Origin of the sequence: Cupriavidus sp. DF5525, assembly GCF_040149425.2 — a bacterium.
In the GTDB taxonomy this organism is placed as follows: domain Bacteria; phylum Pseudomonadota; class Gammaproteobacteria; order Burkholderiales; family Burkholderiaceae; genus Cupriavidus; species Cupriavidus pickettii_A.
Genome location: NZ_CP168267.1, coordinates 1,685,074 through 1,704,052, shown reverse-complemented (window position 1 = coordinate 1,704,052; position 18,979 = coordinate 1,685,074). Strand labels below are relative to the sequence as shown.

General features: G+C 64.4%; 17 protein-coding genes and 1 pseudogene. 8 read left to right on the top strand and 10 right to left on the bottom strand.

Annotated features, from left to right (window positions below; translation table 11 throughout):
- Positions 1–1,802 precede the first annotated feature (1,802 nt).
- The 3 genes from ABNX08_RS42420 to ABNX08_RS42410 form a co-directional block, all read right to left on the bottom strand.
- Positions 1,803–2,972, bottom strand: a complete 1,170-nt coding sequence (locus ABNX08_RS42420) for a tyrosine-type recombinase/integrase (RefSeq protein ID WP_349606748.1) — start codon at positions 2,970–2,972, stop codon at positions 1,803–1,805.
- A gap of 341 nt (positions 2,973–3,313) precedes the next feature.
- On the bottom strand, positions 3,314–4,867 hold the full coding sequence (locus ABNX08_RS42415; RefSeq protein WP_349606750.1) for a phage integrase family protein: 1,554 nt from the start codon (positions 4,865–4,867) through the stop codon (positions 3,314–3,316).
- 380 nt (positions 4,868–5,247) lie between these two features.
- The gene (locus ABNX08_RS42410) at positions 5,248–6,141 is read right to left on the bottom strand and encodes a LysR family transcriptional regulator (protein ID WP_349606752.1); all 894 of its coding nucleotides are present in this window, start codon (positions 6,139–6,141) and stop codon (positions 5,248–5,250) included.
- 109 nt (positions 6,142–6,250) lie between these two features.
- Here ABNX08_RS42410 and mdlC point away from each other — a divergent pair, with 109 nt between their 5' ends.
- The 4 genes from mdlC to ABNX08_RS42390 all read left to right on the top strand — a co-directional run bounded on the left by mdlC (position 6,251) and on the right by ABNX08_RS42390 (position 11,551).
- On the top strand, positions 6,251–7,828 hold the full coding sequence (gene mdlC, locus ABNX08_RS42405) for a benzoylformate decarboxylase (RefSeq protein ID WP_349606754.1): 1,578 nt from the start codon (positions 6,251–6,253) through the stop codon (positions 7,826–7,828).
- A gap of 19 nt (positions 7,829–7,847) precedes the next feature.
- Positions 7,848–9,029, top strand: a complete 1,182-nt coding sequence (locus ABNX08_RS42400) for an alpha-hydroxy-acid oxidizing protein (RefSeq protein WP_349606756.1) — start codon at positions 7,848–7,850, stop codon at positions 9,027–9,029.
- Positions 9,026–10,108 carry an enolase C-terminal domain-like protein gene (locus ABNX08_RS42395; RefSeq protein ID WP_349606758.1) on the top strand — a complete coding sequence of 361 codons (1,083 nt, stop codon included), beginning with the start codon at positions 9,026–9,028 and terminating at the stop codon, positions 10,106–10,108. The genes ABNX08_RS42400 and ABNX08_RS42395 overlap by 4 nt, the downstream gene beginning before the upstream one ends.
- Before the next feature lie 90 nt (positions 10,109–10,198).
- Positions 10,199–11,551: an aromatic acid/H+ symport family MFS transporter gene (locus tag ABNX08_RS42390; RefSeq protein ID WP_349606760.1), complete on the top strand. Its 1,353-nt coding sequence runs from the start codon at positions 10,199–10,201 to the stop codon at positions 11,549–11,551.
- Between the two features lie 86 nt (positions 11,552–11,637).
- On the opposite strand, the gene ABNX08_RS42385 is transcribed toward ABNX08_RS42390, so the two are convergent.
- Together ABNX08_RS42385 and ABNX08_RS42380 are read right to left on the bottom strand one after the other, a co-directional pair.
- Positions 11,638–11,964 (bottom strand): type II toxin-antitoxin system RelE/ParE family toxin, encoded by a 327-nt coding sequence (locus tag ABNX08_RS42385; RefSeq protein ID WP_349606762.1) that lies wholly within the window; start codon positions 11,962–11,964, stop codon positions 11,638–11,640.
- Complete coding sequence (locus ABNX08_RS42380) at positions 11,961–12,233, bottom strand: type II toxin-antitoxin system Phd/YefM family antitoxin (protein WP_349606764.1); 273 nt, start codon at positions 12,231–12,233, stop codon at positions 11,961–11,963. Before ABNX08_RS42380 ends, ABNX08_RS42385 begins: the two co-directional genes overlap by 4 nt.
- A gap of 290 nt (positions 12,234–12,523) precedes the next feature.
- Here ABNX08_RS42380 and ABNX08_RS42375 point away from each other — a divergent pair, with 290 nt between their 5' ends.
- Complete coding sequence (locus ABNX08_RS42375; RefSeq protein WP_349606766.1) at positions 12,524–12,772, top strand: hypothetical protein; 249 nt, start codon at positions 12,524–12,526, stop codon at positions 12,770–12,772.
- Here ABNX08_RS42375 and ABNX08_RS42370 read toward each other — a convergent pair.
- The 4 genes and pseudogenes from ABNX08_RS42370 to ABNX08_RS42355 form a co-directional block, all read right to left on the bottom strand.
- Positions 12,747–12,914 carry a hypothetical protein gene (locus tag ABNX08_RS42370; protein WP_374063826.1) on the bottom strand — a complete coding sequence of 56 codons (168 nt, stop codon included), beginning with the start codon at positions 12,912–12,914 and terminating at the stop codon, positions 12,747–12,749. The genes ABNX08_RS42375 and ABNX08_RS42370 overlap by 26 nt on opposite strands.
- A gap of 184 nt (positions 12,915–13,098) precedes the next feature.
- Positions 13,099–14,502, bottom strand: a complete 1,404-nt coding sequence (locus tag ABNX08_RS42365) for an alginate export family protein (RefSeq protein WP_349606767.1) — start codon at positions 14,500–14,502, stop codon at positions 13,099–13,101.
- Between the two features lie 112 nt (positions 14,503–14,614).
- Positions 14,615–15,292, bottom strand: coding sequence for a hydrolase (locus tag ABNX08_RS42360; protein ID WP_349606768.1), 678 nt, complete (start codon positions 15,290–15,292; stop codon positions 14,615–14,617).
- 72 nt (positions 15,293–15,364) lie between these two features.
- Positions 15,365–15,517 (bottom strand): annotated as a pseudogene (locus tag ABNX08_RS42355) (pirin-like C-terminal cupin domain-containing protein); the annotation flags it as partial.
- A 625-nt stretch (positions 15,518–16,142) separates the two neighbouring features.
- Here ABNX08_RS42355 and ABNX08_RS42350 point away from each other — a divergent pair.
- The gene (locus ABNX08_RS42350) at positions 16,143–16,445 is read left to right on the top strand and encodes a DUF2917 domain-containing protein (RefSeq protein WP_349606769.1); all 303 of its coding nucleotides are present in this window, start codon (positions 16,143–16,145) and stop codon (positions 16,443–16,445) included.
- Here the strand turns inward: ABNX08_RS42350 and ABNX08_RS42345 are convergent.
- The gene (locus ABNX08_RS42345) at positions 16,414–17,346 is read right to left on the bottom strand and encodes a LysR substrate-binding domain-containing protein (protein ID WP_349606771.1); all 933 of its coding nucleotides are present in this window, start codon (positions 17,344–17,346) and stop codon (positions 16,414–16,416) included. The two genes, ABNX08_RS42350 and ABNX08_RS42345, sit on opposite strands and share 32 nt — an antisense overlap.
- Positions 17,347–17,519: 173 nt before the next feature.
- On the opposite strand from ABNX08_RS42345, the gene ABNX08_RS42340 reads away from it, so the two are divergent.
- Together ABNX08_RS42340 and ABNX08_RS42335 are read left to right on the top strand one after the other, a co-directional pair.
- A complete protein-coding gene (locus tag ABNX08_RS42340; RefSeq protein WP_349606773.1) occupies positions 17,520–18,809 on the top strand; it encodes an MFS transporter in 1,290 nt (429 codons plus the stop codon).
- Entirely contained in the window at positions 18,806–18,946 is a 141-nt protein-coding gene (locus ABNX08_RS42335) for a hypothetical protein (protein WP_349606775.1), read from the top strand. The genes ABNX08_RS42340 and ABNX08_RS42335 overlap by 4 nt, the downstream gene beginning before the upstream one ends.
- The last annotated feature ends 33 nt before the right edge of the window (positions 18,947–18,979 follow it).

Below are 18,979 nucleotides of genomic sequence, written 5' to 3'. Positions count from 1 at the left end.
CTTCCCAAGTTGGGACGGTGGTAGCCGTAGCTCATCGAGTTTCCCAAGTTGGGACGGTCCAGGCGCGGCTCGTCGACGTTCCCACGGACAGCGCTACATGCTGCAGGCTGACTTTCCCAAGTTGGCACGCTTCAGTGCCGACGTAGAGCTCCCCAAGTAGGGCGGTGCCAGGTGCGGTTCGAAGACCTTCCCAAGTTGGGACGGTCCAGGACGCAGATCGCCGACTTTCCCAAGGACGGCGCCACATGCAGGCCGACTTTCCCAAGTTGGGACGCTTGACTGCCAATCGCAGACCTTCCCACGGTAGGACGGTGCGACGTGCAGGCTCGCGGACCTTCCCAAGTTGGGACGGTGCTAGCCGCAGCTCCGCGAGTTTCCCAAATTGGGACGGTCCAGGCGCAGATCGCCGACGTTCCCAAGGGCGGCGCCACATGCAGGCCGACTTTCCCAAGTTGGGACGCTTGACTGCCAATCGCAGACCTTCCCACGGTAGGACGGTGCGACGTGCAGGCTCGCGGACCTTCCCAAGTTGGGACGGTGCTAGCCGCAGCTCCGGGAGTTTCCCAAATTGGGACGGTCCAGGCGCAGATCGCCGACGTTCCCAAGGACGGCACCACATGCAGGCCGACTTTCCCAAGTTGGGACGCTTCAGTGCCAATCGAGACCTTCCCACGGTAGGACGGTGCGACATGCAGGCTCGCGGACCTTCCCAAGTTGGGACGGTGCTAGCCGCAGCTCCGCGAGTTTCCCAAATTGGGACGGTCCAGGCGCAGATCGCCGACGTTCCCAAGGACGGCGCCACATGCAGGCCGACTTTCCCAAGTTGGGACGCTTCAGTGCCAATCGCAGACCTTCCCATGGTAGGACGGTGCCGCGTGCAGGCTCGCGGACCTTCCCAAGTTGGGACGGTGGTACCGCAACTCATCGAGGTTTGCAAGTTGGGACGGTCCAGGCGCGGCTCATCGACGTTCCCAAGGACGGCGCCACTTGCAGGCCGCAGACTTTCCCAAGTTGGGACGGTGCTTAGCCGTAGCTCGTCGAGTTTCCCAAGTTGGGACAGTCCTAGCGCAGCTCACGGATGCTCCCAAGGTGGGTGGGACGGCGCCACATGTGAAGCTCGCTGACTTTCCCAAGTTGGGACGGTGCCAACTGCTACTCGCAGACCTTCCCAAGTTCGGACCCGTCTCAGTACCTCAAAATCCCGGGAGGTCACGACGGGTAGGCAAAGGATTTGGGGAGCGGCATTATCCGCCGGCATGCCGACCCGTTCAGCCGAGGAAGGCTGGGTCACCGCCCGGCCATGAGTGCGAAGTTCGCTTGCGATAGAGCGCGGCGAATTGCTGGCGTCGTGCCCGCTCGGTGCGAACAGCGGCAAAGCTTGCAGAGACGCGTAGCCAAACGGCCGCTGCACTCACGCCGCATGCCGTTGCGTATCGCCCCGCTTCTGCTCTCAGACGCGGTACTGTTTCGCGGGCGACGGCCTGGCTCCCAAAGGGTATGTCTGAGCGCGTGCGGGCCAGCAGGCTACACAGATGCCGGGTGCAGCCAAGCTGGGGAAGAGAGAAGAATCCCGGCGCAGCACTGCATACCGCCACAATTTTTGCTTCAGCGCTTAGTGGAAGAGTCGCCAATGCCCAGAGGGGACGGCGCTTGTCTACGTCATCAAATCACGGCCCATTCGACTGAATGCACCGAAGGATCCCGCAAGCGCGTGCGAGTATGCTGCGCAGCGTGGTCTGGCCCCACTGCGGGGAATGCTTGGCCATCGGGCCGGATACGAGAGTGTCTTTCGACGAAGCCCCCTACGCGGCGCCCGGAATCTTGCCGGCCAACGCGCGTGCTACGTCTTCCAGCGTCTCGTGGGTGTACCGCCGCGTAGTGTTGATGTCGCGATGTCGCAAGGCGCGCTGCACGTCGGTCACCGGCACGCCAGCGCGTAGCAGCTGCGTGGCATGGGTATGCCGCAGCCAGTGCGTCGACGCTGCGCGCAGCCTGGCCGCCTGCTCGCCTTGGTGCTCTCGCTCTAGGCGATCGGCCGCCTCGGCAAAGGCCGATCGCACGATCACATAGATGCCTTGGCGCGTACGGAGCGGCCGGCCCAGCATTGCTTGTAGCTCGAGCGGGTCGGCTACCGGCGCGGCGCGCTGACGTCCGCCCCCGATCGCCGGGATGACCGCGATGGTGTCAGTGGCGCTCGGCGCGGGGGGCAGACCCACCAGGCGTCGGAAACGCGCCAGTTCGTCCATCGCGTTGTCGCACGGCACCAGCGGATCGTCGCCACCCTTCGCCTGCCGGATACGCACAGTCCAGAACGTGCGTGACCGGCCAGGCTGGAGTTCGAAGTCCGCCCACGTCAGCGCGGCAACCTCGGAGGCGCGCAAACCGGTCTGGACCAGCAGCGCAAGCAACAGGCGGTCGCGCGCCTTGTGCAGTTGCGCCCACAACGTCGGCGCCGGGCGAGCCTCGATCGCTTCGAATACCGCGACGACCTGTTCCAGTTCGAGGAAGCGCCGCTGCGAGCCCGGGCCGGTAACGGCACGCGCACGCGGAACCATGGCGAACGGATTGACCCGCAGCGCGCCGACCCGTACCAGCCAGTCGAACAGGATGCCCACAATGACTGCGCTCTGGCGCCGCGACGCCTCGGAGAGCGGGCCGCGCAGCGGCCGCCAGCCAGGGCTGGCGCGGCGCGCTCGGCCGTCGCCGACTGCGTGCGCGGGCGGGTCGCGCAGGAAGGCAAGGTAGCTGCTGGCATGCGCGACCTGCCAGGTGCGCAGCGGCCGGCCGAGCTCGTGCGCGTACCAGAGCAGTCGGTGCGCCTCGAGTTCGTACTGACTGCGCGTGCTGGTGCGCAGACCGAGACCCGCGGCGGACTTGGTGTCGAGCCAGGCGAGCACCAGTTGGGGGTCGGAGAGCCCTGCTGGCAGCACCGGGCTAGCCAGTGCGTTCGGCGGAAGGGCTGAGGTATTCATCGGCAGTACGGGCAGGGCTCTGGTCAATCGTCATGGCGGGCCAAGGCGGCGGTGGGCGGCCGGGTTGGCGCGTCGCCGGGCCAGACCCGAGGCGGTTCTCCAGCCCAATGCGACGCATTATAGCCAGCGCCGACATTCAATTACCATTATTCAGATAATGGTAAATAAAACGGCGAGGCCGGCCCCGTACTACGCGCACTCTCGCAATGCCAGGATTGTGGGCAGGAAGGCTTCTGCGACCTGCTTGCATCGCTTGAAATCGCGGTGGGGAAAAGGCTGTTGGCTCTGGAGCTTCGCGCAGCGCGAAACTCGGCTGACGTTGGCCTCCAGGCGCTAGTAGCTCAGGCCCGGCTGGCGCGGGTGCGAAGCTGGCCGGGTGTGAACCCTTCCGATAGTTCCCCGCGCTGCACACAGAAGTGCCGCCACAGACTACGCAGCAATTGATCCAGGCCGGTGGCCGAGTAGCCTGCCGCCACGCCCGCAAGCCGCTTGTTGCGCCCGCGCTTGGTGGCAGGCTGTACCGTCGGGGCCAACAGCGCTGCTTGCGCCGGCGGCATCATGCTTGGCCAGCCACGATCGGCCCAATGCGCCTGCAAGGCCTGTCGGGCGGCAGCGTCAAGGGCCACCAGCTGCTGCCGCGAACCCGGCCGTCGCAGTAAGGTGTCGTCGGGACCCGCATGCAGGCTGGCGCAGCGCAGCGCCGCCAGCTCGCTCAGTGGCAAGCTGGCGCTGCGCATGAGCTGTATTGCAGCAAGCGCAGCACGATGTCTCGGACCCTGCCGCGCCTCCCCCAACCAGACCAGGAAGGCCTCCACGTCGGGGTGGACGGACGGCGCGCGCAGCGCCGTGGGCGCAGCGGCGGTGGCTTGCCTTGGGATGAGCGGGGCGCTCGCCAGATGCCCGGCCTTGACCATTGCGCGTAGCAGCGCCCGAACCACTCGTAAGGCGGCCGCCACCGAACTGGCTCCCAGCGGCCCTTCGAATGGCCGCCAGTGCATCCTGTCGCGCGCCCCGCTCGGGCCGCACCAGAACGCCGCCGGCTGAGGGTCCGCTAAAAATTCCGCATAAGCTTCAAGATCGCAGGCCTCCAACGCCTGCAGCCCCTTCTTGCGCGCTGCATTCCACAACAGCAGCCGCTCGGCCTCGCGCCGATAGCTGTTGCGGGTATGCGGCGCCCGGTCCTGCAGCCAGGCGCGTACGAACGCCAGATCGGCGGCAAGCGCTGGCCCTGCCGCGGTACTCGGGGCCGGCGCCAGCATATGCTCGAGTGGTACGGGATACGGCATACCGGGGGCCAAGGCCAAGGGCACCAGCGCGTCGCGGCGGGCGTGGGCGGCAGGCGGCAGCACATAGGCTTTGACCGCCGCGGCGCCCATGGCCGGGCGCTGGCGCACCAGCCAGTGCGTGATGACCTCGGCCGACTGCGCGCCGATGCGTGGTACCGTGCGCCACCAGCTGCTGCCGCGCCGGTTCGCCAAGGACGTCAGGTCCTCAATCCGCCGGATATTGGCCGCCACCAGCCGGCGTGCCAGGCTCGGCTTGAACCAGAGCGACACCTCGTGCTGGGGCTGCGGGTAGCCTTGCCCAAGCCGCTCGAGCGCCGATACGGCGTCTACCCGCCGGGACATGCCAACCTCTGAGCGCGCGCGCAGCGCTTCGAACATGCCGGCGATCTCGGGCTGGCCATGCTGCAGGGCGAACTGCACCAGCCGGTCGCGCAAGGCCAGGATGCGCTGGATCGCCTGGGGTTCGCTCAGGTGCTCGTCCTCATCCGGGTCCAGCAAGTAGCGGTTGGCGATGTCCACCGGCCGCATGCCCTGCGCATAGGCACGGACCACGGCAAATTCGGTGCGGGTGAGTTTGGTGACGGCGTGCGTACTGGGATCCTGAGCCATGGAGGCAGCGCTAAGTGCTTGAGCTATAACAATATTCAGCAGAAGCCATCTGGAACCGGGCTGAAATGCTGACTAAAGCGCAATGTAAATTATTTTTGTGCCGGGCGCTACGCCTAACGCCCGGTGTGGACTGCGGCCACGCCTTGCACGCAAGAGGCGAGGATGCGCCCGTGGAAGATAATCCTGTGCGCGCGGGAACGAAAAAGGTGGCCAGTCGGCGGCGGCAGACTGCTTAGTCGGGAACGTCCCGACACTTGTCTGGGAACTGTTGGCCGCTGCGCTCGCGGACTCAGGTGGAATTCGCACCTGCCTCGGCAACTATCGCCCGTATCAGATTGGGGGGGATCTGGCATCCCCGCCTCAACGGCCTGCGGCGAGCGTCAGACCGTGCTGAGGGCTTGACTGATGGTGTCGCAAAACCATTGCTGTGCGCTCGAATCTTCTGCATGCGGATACCAGTACAGATTGACGTCAAAAGACGGAATCGGGAACGGCAACGGCAGCACCCGCATGCGGCCTTCCTCAGCAAATGCATGGGCGATGCGGGTTGGCAGCGTCAGCAGTAAATCGGTGGAGGCAATCACCGCAACAAGGCTGGTGAAGTGTGGAACCCGCAAGGCGACCTTGCGCGCGAGTCCCATTTCATTCATTACGTCCTCGACCAGGTGATGACCACTGAATGGCGCCACCACGACGTGTTCTGCCGCCACGTATTCTCCGAGGCTCAGTGTGTCGCCGATTGTTGGGTGTGTGGCGCTTAACAGGCAGGAATAGCTTTCCGTGAAAAGCGTCTTCTTTCGCGCCCGTGCGCCAGCAAGCTGTACGTTCCCCACTGCTGCGTCGACACTGCCCGTCTGCAACCAGTCGCCAATACGCTCACTGTCCATCTGTACGATCTCCAGGCCGACGTGCGGGGCAATCTGCTTCAGTTCGCGCACCAGCAGCGGCAGGAAATACAGTTCGCCCAAATCGGAAAGCGCTAGCCGGAACGAGCGCTTCGAGCGTTGTGGTTCGAACTGTCGCGTCGCCGAGATGGCCGCTTCGATGCTGTCCAGCGCAACCCTGAACGCATGGAAGAGCTGCGTGGCGTTAAAGGTAGGCACCATGCCGTCCCGCGTGCGTGTGAAAAGCGGGTCATTTAGCACATCGCGTAAGCGGTTCAATGCGTAGCTGACGGACGGCTGCGTAACGTTCAACCGCTTCGCTGCCGCGCTCACGCTCCGCGTCTCGTAAATAGCGACGAAAGTCCGGATCAGGTTCAGGTCCGTGGTCATAAGTCCGCGCGTTCATATAGATGGCATCTATTTTAAGATCCAAAAAATGATGATTGGATTTATTTATGGTGGACCCCTAGCATGCCTGCGTTGACCAGGAATATTCGCTATGACGACCGTCCACCAGGCTTGCTACGAGATCCTCCGCGCGCAGGGATTGACCACGTTTTTTGGGAACCCAGGTTCCAACGAGCTTCCCTTTCTCAAGGATTTTCCCGAGGATTTTCGGTACATCCTCGGCCTGCACGAAGGTGCCGTCGTGGGCATGGCCGACGGGTTCGCCCAGGCGAACGGCAAGCCGGCGCTGGTGAATCTCCACTCGGCGGCCGGTACCGGCAATGCCATGGGGGCGCTCGCCAATGCCTGGAACTCGCATACCCCGCTTGTGGTGACCGCGGGGCAGCAAGTCAGGCCGATGATCGGTGTCGAGGCCTTGCTGGCCAACGTGGACGCCGCCAGCCTGCCGCGCCCGCTGGTCAAATGGAGTGGCGAGCCAAGCTGCGCGCAGGAGGTGCCGCTGGCCTTGAGCCGCGCGATCCACATGGCCGCGACGCCCGCATCAGGTCCGGTGTATCTGTCGGTGCCATACGACGACTGGAAACAGGAGGCGGGTCCTGGGGTCGAGCACCTTGCCAGCCGGCGCGTGGAGATGGCAGGCATGCCGGGGCCGGATGGGCTGTCGCGGCTCGTACGCGCGCTGGAGACGGCATCGAATCCGGTGATGATCGTCGGCCCGGATGTCGACGCGTGCGGCGCCAATGGATCGGCTGTCGCGCTGGCCGAAAAGCTGGCGATGCCGGTCTGGATGGCTCCCTCCGCACCGCGTTGTTCGTTTCCGACCACGCATGCATGCTTCCGAGGCCTGCTGCCGGCCGGTATCGCGAGCATCAGCCGGCTGCTCGAAGGCCACGATTTGGTGCTGGTCGTCGGTGCGCCGGTGTTCAGGTACCACCAGTACGAGCCGGGCGACTTCCTGCCCAAAGGCACGCGTCTTATCTCGATTACCTGTGACATCAACGAGGCTGCGCGGGCCCCGATGGGTGACGCCGTCATCGCTGACATCGCCGGCACGCTGCGTGCGCTTGCCCAGGCGGCAAGCGAGGCGTCGCGTCCGATGCCGACGGCACGCGAGCGTCCCGCGCTGGCCGAGGAAGAGACCGGCCCGTTGGCGCCCGAGCGCGTGTTCGACATCCTGGACGAGATGGCGCCGCGCAACGCCATCTATGTGAACGAGTCCACCTCCACGACCAACATCATGTGGCAGCGGTTGCGCATGACCGAGCAGGGCAGCTACTACTTCGCCGCGGCCGGCGGACTGGGTTTTGCGTTGCCTGCTGCAGTGGGCATCCAGCTGGCGAAGCCGGATCGCCGAGTCATCGGCGTGATCGGCGACGGCTCTGCCAATTATGGCATCCAGGCGCTGTGGACGGCAGCGCAGTACAACATTCCGGCCATCTTCCTGATCATGAAGAACGGCACGTACGGCGCATTGCGGTGGTTTGCTGGCGTGCTCGAAGCAGACAATGTGCCGGGCCTGGATGTGCCTGGACTGGACTTCTGCGCGCTGGCGCGAGGCTACGGCGTCGAGGCGCTGCACGCCGACAGCAGCCAGGCGCTGATCGCATCGCTTCGACAGGCGCTTGCCGGCAACCGGCCCGTGCTCATCGAGGTGGAGACGCGTGCCTGACCGGGCCGGGGACTATGTCATGAACAAGCCTGTCAACACGGCAGATTACCGCGCCCCCGCCAGGAAGCGTCTTCCGCGCATGGTGTTCGATTACCTCGAAGGCGGAGCGGAGGACGAGTTCGGCCTCCGGCACAACCGGGACGTCTTCGAAAAGGTCAAGTTCCAGCCACACCGCCTAGTCGACATCAGCAGTCGCAGCACCCGGACGTCGCTCTTCGGCAAGCCGTTGTCCGCTCCGATGGTGATCGCGCCGACGGGGCTGAACGGCATCTTCTGGCCGGATGGCGACCTCGCGCTGGCGCGGGCAGCAGGCAAATTCGGCATACCTTTCGCGCTGTCCACGGCGTCGACGTCGTCGATCGAGGCCGTGGCGGACGTTGCCTCGGGCGAGCTCTGGTTCCAGCTGTACATCGTGCACAGGAAGCTCGCCGAGCGGCTCGTGCAGCGCGCGCTGGCCGCCGGCTATACGACGCTGGTACTGACCACGGACGTCGGCGTCAATGGCAAGCGCGAACGCGACCTGCGCAACGGATTCGCCATGCCGATGCGTTACAGCCTGCGCACGCTGCTCGATGGCATCTTGCATCCGCGCTGGTCCTGCGATTTCGTCCGGCATGGCATGCCGCAGCTCGCCAACTTTGCGTCAGAAGACGTCAGGGACGCCGAGCTACAGGCGGCTCTGATGAGCCGCCAGATGGATGCCAGCTTTGCGTGGCACGACCTCAAATGGCTGCGCGACATGTGGCCGCACACGTTGCTGATCAAAGGCCTCAGCCGCCCCGACGATGCCGAGCGCTGCATCGCCCTCGGTGCGGACGGCGTCATCCTGTCCAACCACGGTGGTCGGCAACTGGACGGGGCCATCGCGCCGCTCGACACGTTGGCTGCCACGGTGAGACGTGTCGCGGCGCCGGTATTGATCGACAGTGGCGTGCGCCGCGGTTCCGACGTGGTCAAGGCCGTTGCGTTGGGCGCAAGCGCGGTGCTGCTCGGGAGGGCAACGCTGTATGCCCTCGCGGCACACGGCGAGCGCGGCGTGGAAGCGGTCTTGTCCATGCTCAGGGGCGAGATCGATACCACCCTCGCGCAAATCGGCTGTCCGGCCGTGACGCAACTGAACAGTGACTATATCTGGGCCGCCACTCCGCAAGCACAGGGAGACCGGCATTCGAATGAGCCGCTTCTTTGCGGTACACCATGAAGAACGAGATCAAGATTACCGGCCTGCGTGCGCGGTCCGTCAACGTGCCGCTGCAGTATCCGGTCAGAACCGCGGTTGGAACGGTGGCGTCGTCGCCGCTGGTACTGATCGACCTGCTGACCGATGCCGGGGTCACGGGACGGGCCTATGTGTTCACTTATACGCCGCTCGCGCTGAAGCCCGTGCATCGGATGGTCGAAGAGCTGGCGACCGTAGTCGGCGGTATGCCGCTCGCCCCGTACGCCATCGACCAGGCGCTGCAGTCGCGCTTTCGCCTCATCGGCAATACCGGCATCGTGAGGATGGCAACAGCGGGTATCGAAATGGCAGCGTGGGATGCCCTGGCAAGGGCGTGCGGCTTGCCGCTTGTGGAACTTCTTGGCGGCAAAGCGCGGCCGCTACGCGCGTACGACAGTCACAGCATGGATGGCGTAGCGCTGGGCAGGGAGCGCGCGAAAGCAGCGGTCGAGCAGGGCTTCACCGCCGTCAAGACGAAGATCGGGTATCCGACGCTGGAGGAGGATATCGCCGTCGTACGCGCCATTCGCGCCGCCGTCGGCAGCGACGTCCAGATATTGGTCGATTACAACCAGGGCCTGACCGTGCCGGAAGCCACCCGCCGGGGGCGCGCGCTTGAACAGGAAGGGATTGCCTGGATCGAAGAGCCGACCTTGCAGCACGACTACGAGGGCCATGCCGCGGTCCGCGCCGCCCTGAACGTCCCCGTGCAGTTGGGCGAGAACTGGTTCGGCCCGGAGGACATGGCCAAGGCGCTCGCAGCGCGAGCGTGTGACCTTTGCATGCCGGACCTGATGAAGATCGGCGGCGTAAGCGGATGGTTACATGCCAGCGCATTGGCCGAGCAAGCCGGGCTTCCCATGTCGAGTCACATCTTCCAGGAGTTCAGCGCCCATCTTCTAGCGGTAACCCCTACCTGTCATTGGCTCGAGCGGATGGATCTCGCCGGCCCGATTCTCGAACCAGCTATCGAATTCAAGAACGGCATGGCTCACTTCGGTCAATCCGCTGGAGCCGGCATCGTCTGGCGGGAAGGCGAGGTTGAGCGCTTCGCCGTCTGATTCCGAACGCACATGTTCGCCATTACAGATTCCCGCGGTAGCACCTGACAAGCCGGCATAGAACGGCAAATTACTTAACTTGGAGACACCATGAAACAGAACATCGCCGACGATGTACTGAAGGATACGCGCGTCAATTCGTTTCACCTCATGATTATGTTCTGGTGTTCGATGTTGATGCTGTTCGACGGATATGACCTCGTGATCTATGGGTCTGTGCTACCGCACCTGATGAGCGACTGGAATCTGTCCCCCGTCGCGGCGGGCTTCATCGGCAGCAGTGCGTTGTTCGGCATGATGGTAGGGGCGCTGACACTGGGCAGTTCATCGGATCGCTTCGGCCGTAGAAAAGTCATCCTTGCCTGCCTGGTCTTCTTCAGTGTGGCGGCGCTCGCTAACGGCTTTTGTGAGAACACAACGCAGTTCGCGATCTGTCGCTTCCTGACCGGCGTGGGACTGGGTGGAATGGTGCCGAACATCGTCGCCCTGATGACGGAAATGTCTCCGCCCAGAAAGCGCAATATCATGGTGACGATCATGCTCAGCTTCTATTCCGTTGGCGGCGTCATTGCTGCCATGCTGGGAAAGACGATGACCCCGGAATTTGGCTGGCGTGCGAACTTCCTTATCGCGGGACTTCCGCTACTTACATTTCCTTTGCTCTATCGCTGGCTGCCGGAGTCCATCAGCTTCTTGGTCGGAAGTGGCCGCTTCGCGGAAGCCGAACCCCTTCTCAGGCGCTACGCCCCGCAGTACCAAGGCAGCGTGGCCGGCCTGGCGACGACTTTGGACGATACCAAAGTTCAACATCGCGAACGCCTGCGCCCAGCGGAGCTGTTCACGCACGGCAGGGCTGCCGATACCTTCCTGCTGTGGGTCGCGTTTGGCATGTGCATGCTGATGGTCTACGGGCTCAACACGTGGCTACCGAAGCTGATGGCGGCCAACGGCTATTCCCTTGGTTCGAGTCTGTCGTTCCTGATCACTCTCAATATTGGCGCCGTGTTGGGCGGGTTGTGCAGCGGATGGCTGGCGGACCGCTATGGCGGCAAGCCGACCCTGATTCTCTTTTTTACTGTGGCCGCCATCTCGATCGAATTGCTGGGATACAAGCAGACACAGGTAGTACTCAATTTGCTCCTGATGTGTGCGGGTGCGACAACGATCGGTACCTTGTGCATCGTGCATGCCTTTGCTGCACAACTATACCCGGCGCAAATCCGCTCGACGGGAGTCGGCTGGGCAGCTGCAGCGGGGCGGTTCGGTGCCGTGTCAGGACCGGCGTTGGGGGGATACATGCTGAGCCAGCAGTTTCCCAACACGTTCAATTTCATGGTGTTCGCCATCCCTGGCGTGGTGGCCGCTGTCGCCGTCTTGCTGATCTCGAACCACGGCAGGAAGGATACAGGCGCCGTGCAGGCCTTGGCTGGCTCTGTCGATTGATTACCACGGCAACAGTCACCAAGTGAGAGACCAGTACAATCTCCAGTTGCGCATAGACGAGGCGCCGCAATCGAGTGAGCCGGTCCTCAGGGAAACGATCGCAGGAGCCTGCGGGAGAGGAGTGTTTTCAAGTCACGCCGGGTGTCGCAAGTGATGTGGATGTAGATTATTTCCTCCCTGACCTCATAGATGATTCGGTTCATGCCTGAGATGACCTGGCGATATTGCTGAGGGTTCAAGTCTGCAAGTTCATCCGGAACGGAGCCGCCTTCCGGAAAGGTCTGAATTGCGCGAATCGAATCCTTGATCGTCTGGAAGGTCTCTTGCCAGATTGGTTTGCCAAAGCTCTTGACGATGTAGCGGCGAAGGTCCTTCAAATCCTCTTCGGCCCCTGCAAGGAAAACCGCTCTCATTCGCGGTCTTCCTTGTCCAGGTCGGCAAAGACTTCCTCGACATCGCGAAAATGCCCGCGATCGATGTCACGTGCGCCCATGGCAAGGAGTTTCAAAAGGGCAAGGGTCTCCTCCTGCTGTTCATATGAGCGGACATCCATGACCACTAGCTTTGCCTCGCCGTTCTGCGTGATCAGCATCGGCTCGCCCGATTCGGAAATGTCCTTGACGATTTCGGCCGCATGGCTCTTGAGGTAGCTAATGGGTTTGACTTGGGTAGAGAACTTCATGGTCGGCTCCAAGCGTACGCAATTTTAGTCATGACTAAATTTAGACCAAATATGGTCCTCATGGCAACTTTTGCGGAAGGCCACCAAAGTGTGGGCCTCTCCGGTACACCGCGGCGAGGCCTGGCCTTAAACCACCGGCACGGTCACTCAGCCCACCCAGAGAGCACCAGCGTGCCACATGCTGTCGTTGGTGTGGCCTCGATGGCGGTCTTGCAGCGATCGACCACTTGTGCGTCACAAAAAGCCATGCATCGGTTGGGAGGATCGCGACCAATAGTGGCGTATGCGCCATGTTGCATCTGACATTTAAGACGACTGGTCATTCTTGCCATGGCACGCACGGCAGACAAGACCACATTCCCAACCGTTTGACGAAAGCCGGCGGCCTCGGCCATGGCGACGCCGTCTCCAGTGTTGCCTTTCGGTGTCGGCGCCTCCATACCAGCGCGCAGTTTGCGCTGATCAGCCTGCAGGGGCGGACCGAGGCACCCGCGATGGACGTGCTGCGGGCGTTCATGGAGGAGAAGATGCGCGAATAGCGCTTGCGGCGCCACCCGGTGCCACCTGTAGCCGGGTCGCGGCCCGCGCGGCCTGCGCGGAAACCGCGATGCCTTCGCGCACCAGCGCCATGGCTTGGCGTAGCACGGCCGGATCGCGGATGTGGTTGGCGAGCAGCAGGATCGGTTGGGCGGCCGCGCCCCATCTGATGACCCAAACCGTTCTGTTGAATCCAGGGACAAGCGACGTTACGGTTAGGCAGGTGGTGATGGATGCCTTGGTCGCGTATTACCGTAGCGTCGTCCGCGCGAATCTGGCGTGAGCTCCGCCGAAAGTGCAGCGATGCCGCGCCTTTGTGTGCATGCCGTCAGAACGAATAGGCTGCCGACACATATGTGAAGTTGGTATTGTGCCCGCCCACCGTGCTCAGCACCCTGGACACGTCCACGTGGACCAAACCGGCATTGATCACGATATGGCGGTCGACCTGCCAGTAGACGTCGAAAGCCAGCTGGCTGCCGGTGTAGCGCCCGGGCTGTCCCGCTGTGCCGGCAATGGGAAATGCCGCCGCCGTGTAGACCGCATCGTTTGTGGTCTGGCGCCAGATGAAGTCCCAGGACACGGTGAACCGCAGCTTCGCCGTCGGCTTCAGGGTCAGCGAAGGCTGCAGGTCCATCACGTTCGAGGCGCCGAGCAGGCCCGCTTGGTTGAAATAGGCGAGCTTGGGGAACAAGCCGCCATAGGTCCCCAGCTTGCCGTCGCGGGGATCGCGGTCGCCGCTGCCCACAGTGGCCTTCACGCCGGCGCGCGCGCCCCATCCCCCCAGCAGGAAGGCATAGCCGGTATCGGTGGAGAAGCCCCAGGCGATCAGGTCCTGCTGGCCGAAGCTGCCGAATTGCGCCAGCGCTTCCCAGTCCCAGTCCCACCGGCCGTGGCTGCCGAACACACGCCCACCGACCGAATGCCTTCGCTCCACGCCCGTTCCAACGCTGTAGAGGGCCCGGCTGTTCTCGAAGCCGAGGTAGTAGAGATCCACACCCGAATTCGCGATGAACGTCTTCGGAAAGGTTGAGTAGAGACCCCAGAAGCCTTGCGCGTGGTTGGGCTGGTCATCGAAATTGCCGGTCTTCAGTAGTACCGGGCGTGTGGCAAACGCATCCAGCCTCACATCGCCTACATTGCCCCCAAGGCGAGCACCGTCGAAGGAGCGCCTGACGTTGGGCGCGTCGCGCACGGAGATCAGGCGTTGCGAGCCAAATGCCATTTCCTGACGTCCAACGCGCAGGACTGGCAGCTCGGAAGTGGGGGGGCTGTCCGCGGTTGGCAGGCGTATGTCGACAAAAGCCTGCTGTATATCCAGCCGGTCTTCATACGGCGGCGTGGCGATGTCCTTGCCGAATGCGAAGTGGTTGCCGAGCTGGACGAACCCACGGACATAGTCGCCAGCGTGCAGGTCGGCATGGAGCAGGATGCGATGCAGCAGGTAGCCGTCCGCGGACGGGCCCGGCACGCCGAAGTTGGGCGCGGAATAGTCTTCGAAGCGCTCCCGGATTTCGCCGCCCAGGCTCAAGTAGGCGCTTGGCGCGCCTACGGGAATGAACTTGATCGGGTCCCAGGGGTCGCTCCGCCTGGCCGGATCCTGCAGGTAGCGGTAGTCCTCGTTGTAGCGGAGGAAGCTGTAGGCCGGGGCCGACCCTTGCGCGCTGCCGTGGCATGGCATGCCAGCCAATGCCAGGGCAAGCGCCAGGGTAGGAACGACGGTGCGTGTCATGTCGCTGACGAATCATGTAGTGACGCCGCGCGTTGAAGCGCCGCCAATCCAGGCCCGCCTTGGCCGCTGCGCCGCATGCGGCATGGCCGCGAGGGCCATGCAGCGCCGGGGATCAACGTGCCGAGTCCAGGACCTCGCCGTTCTTCTGTACGTCCTGTGCCTTCATGTAGCTTTCGATCAGCAGCTGATAGGCCGGGAAGATCTTGGTGTAGACCTCAGCCCATTGCTGCGCGTCGTCACGGTGCCAGGTTTGCTGCAGTTCGGACGCTACCGCGGCCGTGTCCATGGGCACCACGCCTGCCTGGACCACGCGCGCCAGCGTGATTTCCTGGGCCATCTTCGAGTACGTGCCTGAGGCGTCCACCACGGCGAACACCTTGTAGCCGTCCGCTACCGCGCTGATCGCCGGGAACGCCATGCAGACGCTGGTGATGGTGCCGGCGATGATCAGCGTCTTGCGCCCTGTCGCCTCGACCGCGGCAACAAAATCGGGATTGTCCCAGGCATTGATTTCACCCTTGCGGGCGACGTACTTGGCGTGCGGGGCATTCTCGTGGATCTCGGGAATCAGCGGACCGTTGGGACCTTGGGGCACCGAAGCGGTCGTGATGACGGGCAGCTTGGATAGCGTCGCCATTTTGGCCAGGGCTGCCGCGCGCAGGCGCAGTTCCGGCATGGGCATGTCGCCGACGGTCTGGAACAGGCCGCTCTGGTGGTCGATCAGCAGCATGGCGGTATCGGCCGGGTCGATGGCGGGGCGCTTGCCATTGAAGTTTGCGGGTTGGCTCATGGTGTTGCTCCTTGTCAGAAGGGCGTACTGCGTGAAGAGGCCCCGCCGTGCCTGGCGCGGCGGGAGGGAAGATCAGGTGGCTGCAGGGACAAGGCGGCCGCTGTTGTAGTCGCTCACGGCCTGCCGGATTTCTTGCTCGGTGTTCATCACGAACGGGCCGTAGCCAACCACGCGCTCGTCGATGGGCCCGCCCGCGAGCAGCAGCACGGTGGCGTCGGTGGAGGCATCCAGCGACACGCTGTCGTCATCTTCTGCCGGGCGGGCAGGTTGCCCCAGAGTTGCACCATCTCCAGGGCGCCACCGTTGCGGGTGAACGCCTCGGAGTGGATACCGAGCACTCTTCTCACCTTAATTCCCTTTGGTGCCGTTGCCGAATGCGTGGCGGCGATGGAAGGAGAATAGGTCCGGGGAACATGACCGAGTAGGCGGGGAAGTTTGACCTCAGAGTTCTATTTGGTGAACGATGGCTAAGTCGAAAGTGACGTGAGGGGCATTGACGAAGCGGCTACCGCCGGTGGCAAGTGTGGCGGCGTATGCAGCGACGCGATTTACGTATTCCACCGAGCCGTCGATCACGCCGTACAGCGTCGCCCCAGTTTGCGCCTGGACATTGCGCTGAGAGTGTGCGGGCGAATAACGTGCGTACGATGGCCGTCCGGCCGCTTAGGTGAATGCGGCCGCTGAAGACAGAGCCCACGGCTGCCACCCGGTAATGCAGATAGTCCACATTTGGAACCCGTGCAGCGGGCTGTCGCGCCTTGCATGCCGCTGACGTATGGCCGGCCGACGCAATGCTCATGGCAAGCCACGACGCCGGTTCGCACAATTGAAAGGTCCACCGGAGCTTTTCATGTCATGCACCCTCTCCCTTGAAGCAGAATGCCTGCGCCTGCGACTGCGGGCCGGCGCGGAACTGGTCTGCCGCGGCGGCAGCCTGTGGCTGACGTTCGAAGCGCGGGACCGGCCGTCCCCGGACATCTTGCTCGCGCCCGGCGAGCGCTATCGGCTGCACGGCGACGCCGAGGTGTTTCTCGCCGCGCTGCACGGCGCCGGCCCCGCGTTGTGCGGGATCGAAGCGCCGCCGCACCCGCGTCGCGCCGGCCGTCCTTGGCTCAGGTGGTTCAGGTGGCTGCGGGGCGCGCGGGTGACCTGACGGTGTGCACGGCTTCCCGGCAAATCCATTCGGCCACGCGCTTGACGTCCTCGCGCGGATGGGCGGAGGCATGGATCAGCCAGTACGCGTTCGGGCTCGGCGGCGCTTGCAGCGCCGTCGGCACGATCACCAGCTGGCCGCCATCGATCAGGGGCCGCACCAGCTCGAGCCGGCCCAGTGCGACGCCCTGTCCCGCCAGCGCCGCGTGGATGACCTGGTCGTATTGATTAATGCGAAGCATGCCGTGCTGGCTCGCCTGATGGTAGCCGCGCGGCTCGAGCCAACTGCGCCATTGCAGCCACGGACGGGGATCGTCGAATTCCAGCAGCGGCAGTTGGAGCAGCGCATCGACGTGCTGGCCGACCCCGGACACCAGCGATGGATGGGCGACCGGGGCGATGTTCTCGCCGAACAGGCGCACGGCATCGGGCGGCGCCGCGGCGTCGCGGCAATAGCGCACGGCGAGGTCAATGCCCTCGGCACGCAGGTCGCAGATACGGTTGCTGGCGGACAGGCGCACATCCAGATGCGGATGCGTCTTCTGCAGGTTCCCCAGCCGCGGCAGCAGCCACAAGCCGGTCACGCCGATGCTGGCGGTGACCGTGACCGACCGCTGGCCCTCGTTGCGACGCACCTCGGCCACCACGTCCTGCAGCTGCTGCAGCGCGCTGTCGGCGCTGCGAAACAGCCGTTCGCCCTCGGCAGTGAACGCCACGCCGCGATGCTTGCGCACGAACAGCGGCACCTTCAGCTGCTCCTCCAGCGCGTGGATCTGCCGGCTTACCGCCGACTGCGTCAGGCACAGATCGTCCGCCGCCTGCGTAATGCTCATGCGTCGGCCGACGGCGACGAAGCCCTTGAGCAGGTCGAGCGGAAACAGTCGGACGAGCGGGACGGACATGCGATGGCCTCCTGGCAGACACGCGAACCACCATTACAGCACGATCCGCGACCCCCTTGCCATGCGCGGCGCGCATGGCAGAACGACCAAATGATCGCTTGAAGCACGGCGCCAGGGCGACTGCAATAGAGCCATCGCGCGCCTGCCGGCGCCATCATTCGACAAGGGCCGTCATGACTTCCCGCCTGCCGCACTCGTCCGCTACCATCGCCTCGCCGCAGTCCGCCACGCCGTGGTGGCGGGAGCTGTGGGTGCTCGTGCTGGCGGGTGGCCTCCTGATGGGGCTGGCGCTGGGCGTGCGCCATGTGCAGGGGCTGTTCTTGCTGCCCATCATCGCCGAGCGCGGCTGGACCCGCGAGACCTTCGGCTTTGCGATGGCGGTGCAGAACTTGACCTGGGGAGTGATGCAGCCCTTCACCGGCATGCTGGCCGACCGGTACGGCTCGTGGAAGGTGATGGCCGGCGGACTGGCCCTGTATGCCGCCGGACTGTACGGGATGACACAGGCGGACACGTCAGCGGCCTTCGTCTGGTCGGCAGGCGTCTGTATCGGCATTGCGCTGTCCGGCACGACCTTCGGCGTGATTTATGGCGCGCTGAGCAGGATGACCGACGCCGCGCAGCGTAGCCGCGCGCTGGGCTTGGCCGGCGCCGTCGGCGGCATCGCGCAGTTTGCGCTGGTGCCGGCCGCCCAGGGGCTGCTGGTCGCATCGGGATGGGCGACCACGCTGCTGATGCTCGCCCTGGCACTGGCCGTGCTGCTGCCGCTTGCGCTGCCATTCCGGGACCGGATCGCCGCCGCGCCCGCGCCGACAGCGGATGAGACGAACATGGCCCGCGGCCAGCCACCGCTGCTGGGCGCGGTGCGCGAGGCCTTCGACCATTCCGGCTTCTGGCTCCTGAACCTTGGCTTTCTTGCCTGCGGCTTCCAACTCGCCTTCATCGCCAGCCACTTGCCCGCCTATCTGCTGGACCGTGGCATGCGTCCGGCCGACGGCATGGCCGCGCTCGCCATCATCGCGCTCGCCAATGTGGCCGGCATCTACGTGTTCGGCCTGCTGGGCGGCCGCAACAGCAAGAAATACCTACTCGCCGGCATCTACCTCGCGCGCACCGTGGCGATGGCGGTGTTCCTGCTACTGCCGCTGAGCACGTCCACGTTGTACGTGTTCTGCGCAGCGATGGGCTTCCTGTGGCTCGGCACCGTGCCGCTGACCAACGGGATCCTTGCACAGGTGTTCGGCGTGCGCTATCTCGCCACGCTGTTCGGCTTCGTGTTCTTCGGCCACCAGCTGGGCTCGTTTTTCGGCGTATGGCTGGGCGGGCTGGTGTTCGAGCTGACGCGCTCGTACGACCCGGTCTGGTTCGGCGCCATGGCGCTGGGCGTACTGGCGGCGACGTTGCACTGGCCGATCGACGACCGGCAGATCGTCAGGACCGGCCTCGCGCCGGCGCGGCCATGAGGCCGCGCTGCGGACCGGCGCTCGGCATATGGCTGTCGGTGCTCAGCCTGGCGGGCCTGTGCGCGGTGGCACTGATGGCGTGGCTCGATCCGGCTCATGCGCAGGCGTGGGTACAGCTGATGGCGCTGTGCCGATAGCAGTGGCCATGCCTCGCGATTGCGCGCTGCCCT

Excerpts from the sequence above, each read along its gene's own strand:
- ABNX08_RS42390 (WP_349606760.1), top strand. The coding sequence starts at position 10,199 with ATGAAACAGAACATCGCCGACGATGTACTGAAGGATACGCGCGTCAAT.
- ABNX08_RS42360 (WP_349606768.1), bottom strand. The coding sequence starts at position 15,292 with ATGAGCCAACCCGCAAACTTCAATGGCAAGCGCCCCGCCATCGACCCG.
- ABNX08_RS42410 (WP_349606752.1), bottom strand. The coding sequence starts at position 6,141 with ATGACCACGGACCTGAACCTGATCCGGACTTTCGTCGCTATTTACGAG.
- ABNX08_RS42365 (WP_349606767.1), bottom strand. The coding sequence starts at position 14,502 with ATGACACGCACCGTCGTTCCTACCCTGGCGCTTGCCCTGGCATTGGCT.
- ABNX08_RS42335 (WP_349606775.1), top strand. The coding sequence starts at position 18,806 with ATGAGGCCGCGCTGCGGACCGGCGCTCGGCATATGGCTGTCGGTGCTC.
- ABNX08_RS42415 (WP_349606750.1), bottom strand. The coding sequence starts at position 4,867 with ATGGCTCAGGATCCCAGTACGCACGCCGTCACCAAACTCACCCGCACC.
- ABNX08_RS42380 (WP_349606764.1), bottom strand. The coding sequence starts at position 12,233 with ATGAAGTTCTCTACCCAAGTCAAACCCATTAGCTACCTCAAGAGCCAT.
- ABNX08_RS42385 (WP_349606762.1), bottom strand. The coding sequence starts at position 11,964 with ATGAGAGCGGTTTTCCTTGCAGGGGCCGAAGAGGATTTGAAGGACCTT.
- ABNX08_RS42340 (WP_349606773.1), top strand. The coding sequence starts at position 17,520 with ATGACTTCCCGCCTGCCGCACTCGTCCGCTACCATCGCCTCGCCGCAG.
- ABNX08_RS42350 (WP_349606769.1), top strand. The coding sequence starts at position 16,143 with ATGTCATGCACCCTCTCCCTTGAAGCAGAATGCCTGCGCCTGCGACTG.
- mdlC (WP_349606754.1), top strand. The coding sequence starts at position 6,251 with ATGACGACCGTCCACCAGGCTTGCTACGAGATCCTCCGCGCGCAGGGA.
- ABNX08_RS42420 (WP_349606748.1), bottom strand. The coding sequence starts at position 2,972 with ATGAATACCTCAGCCCTTCCGCCGAACGCACTGGCTAGCCCGGTGCTG.
- ABNX08_RS42375 (WP_349606766.1), top strand. The coding sequence starts at position 12,524 with ATGTTGCATCTGACATTTAAGACGACTGGTCATTCTTGCCATGGCACG.
- ABNX08_RS42395 (WP_349606758.1), top strand. The coding sequence starts at position 9,026 with ATGAAGAACGAGATCAAGATTACCGGCCTGCGTGCGCGGTCCGTCAAC.
- ABNX08_RS42345 (WP_349606771.1), bottom strand. The coding sequence starts at position 17,346 with ATGTCCGTCCCGCTCGTCCGACTGTTTCCGCTCGACCTGCTCAAGGGC.
- ABNX08_RS42400 (WP_349606756.1), top strand. The coding sequence starts at position 7,848 with ATGAACAAGCCTGTCAACACGGCAGATTACCGCGCCCCCGCCAGGAAG.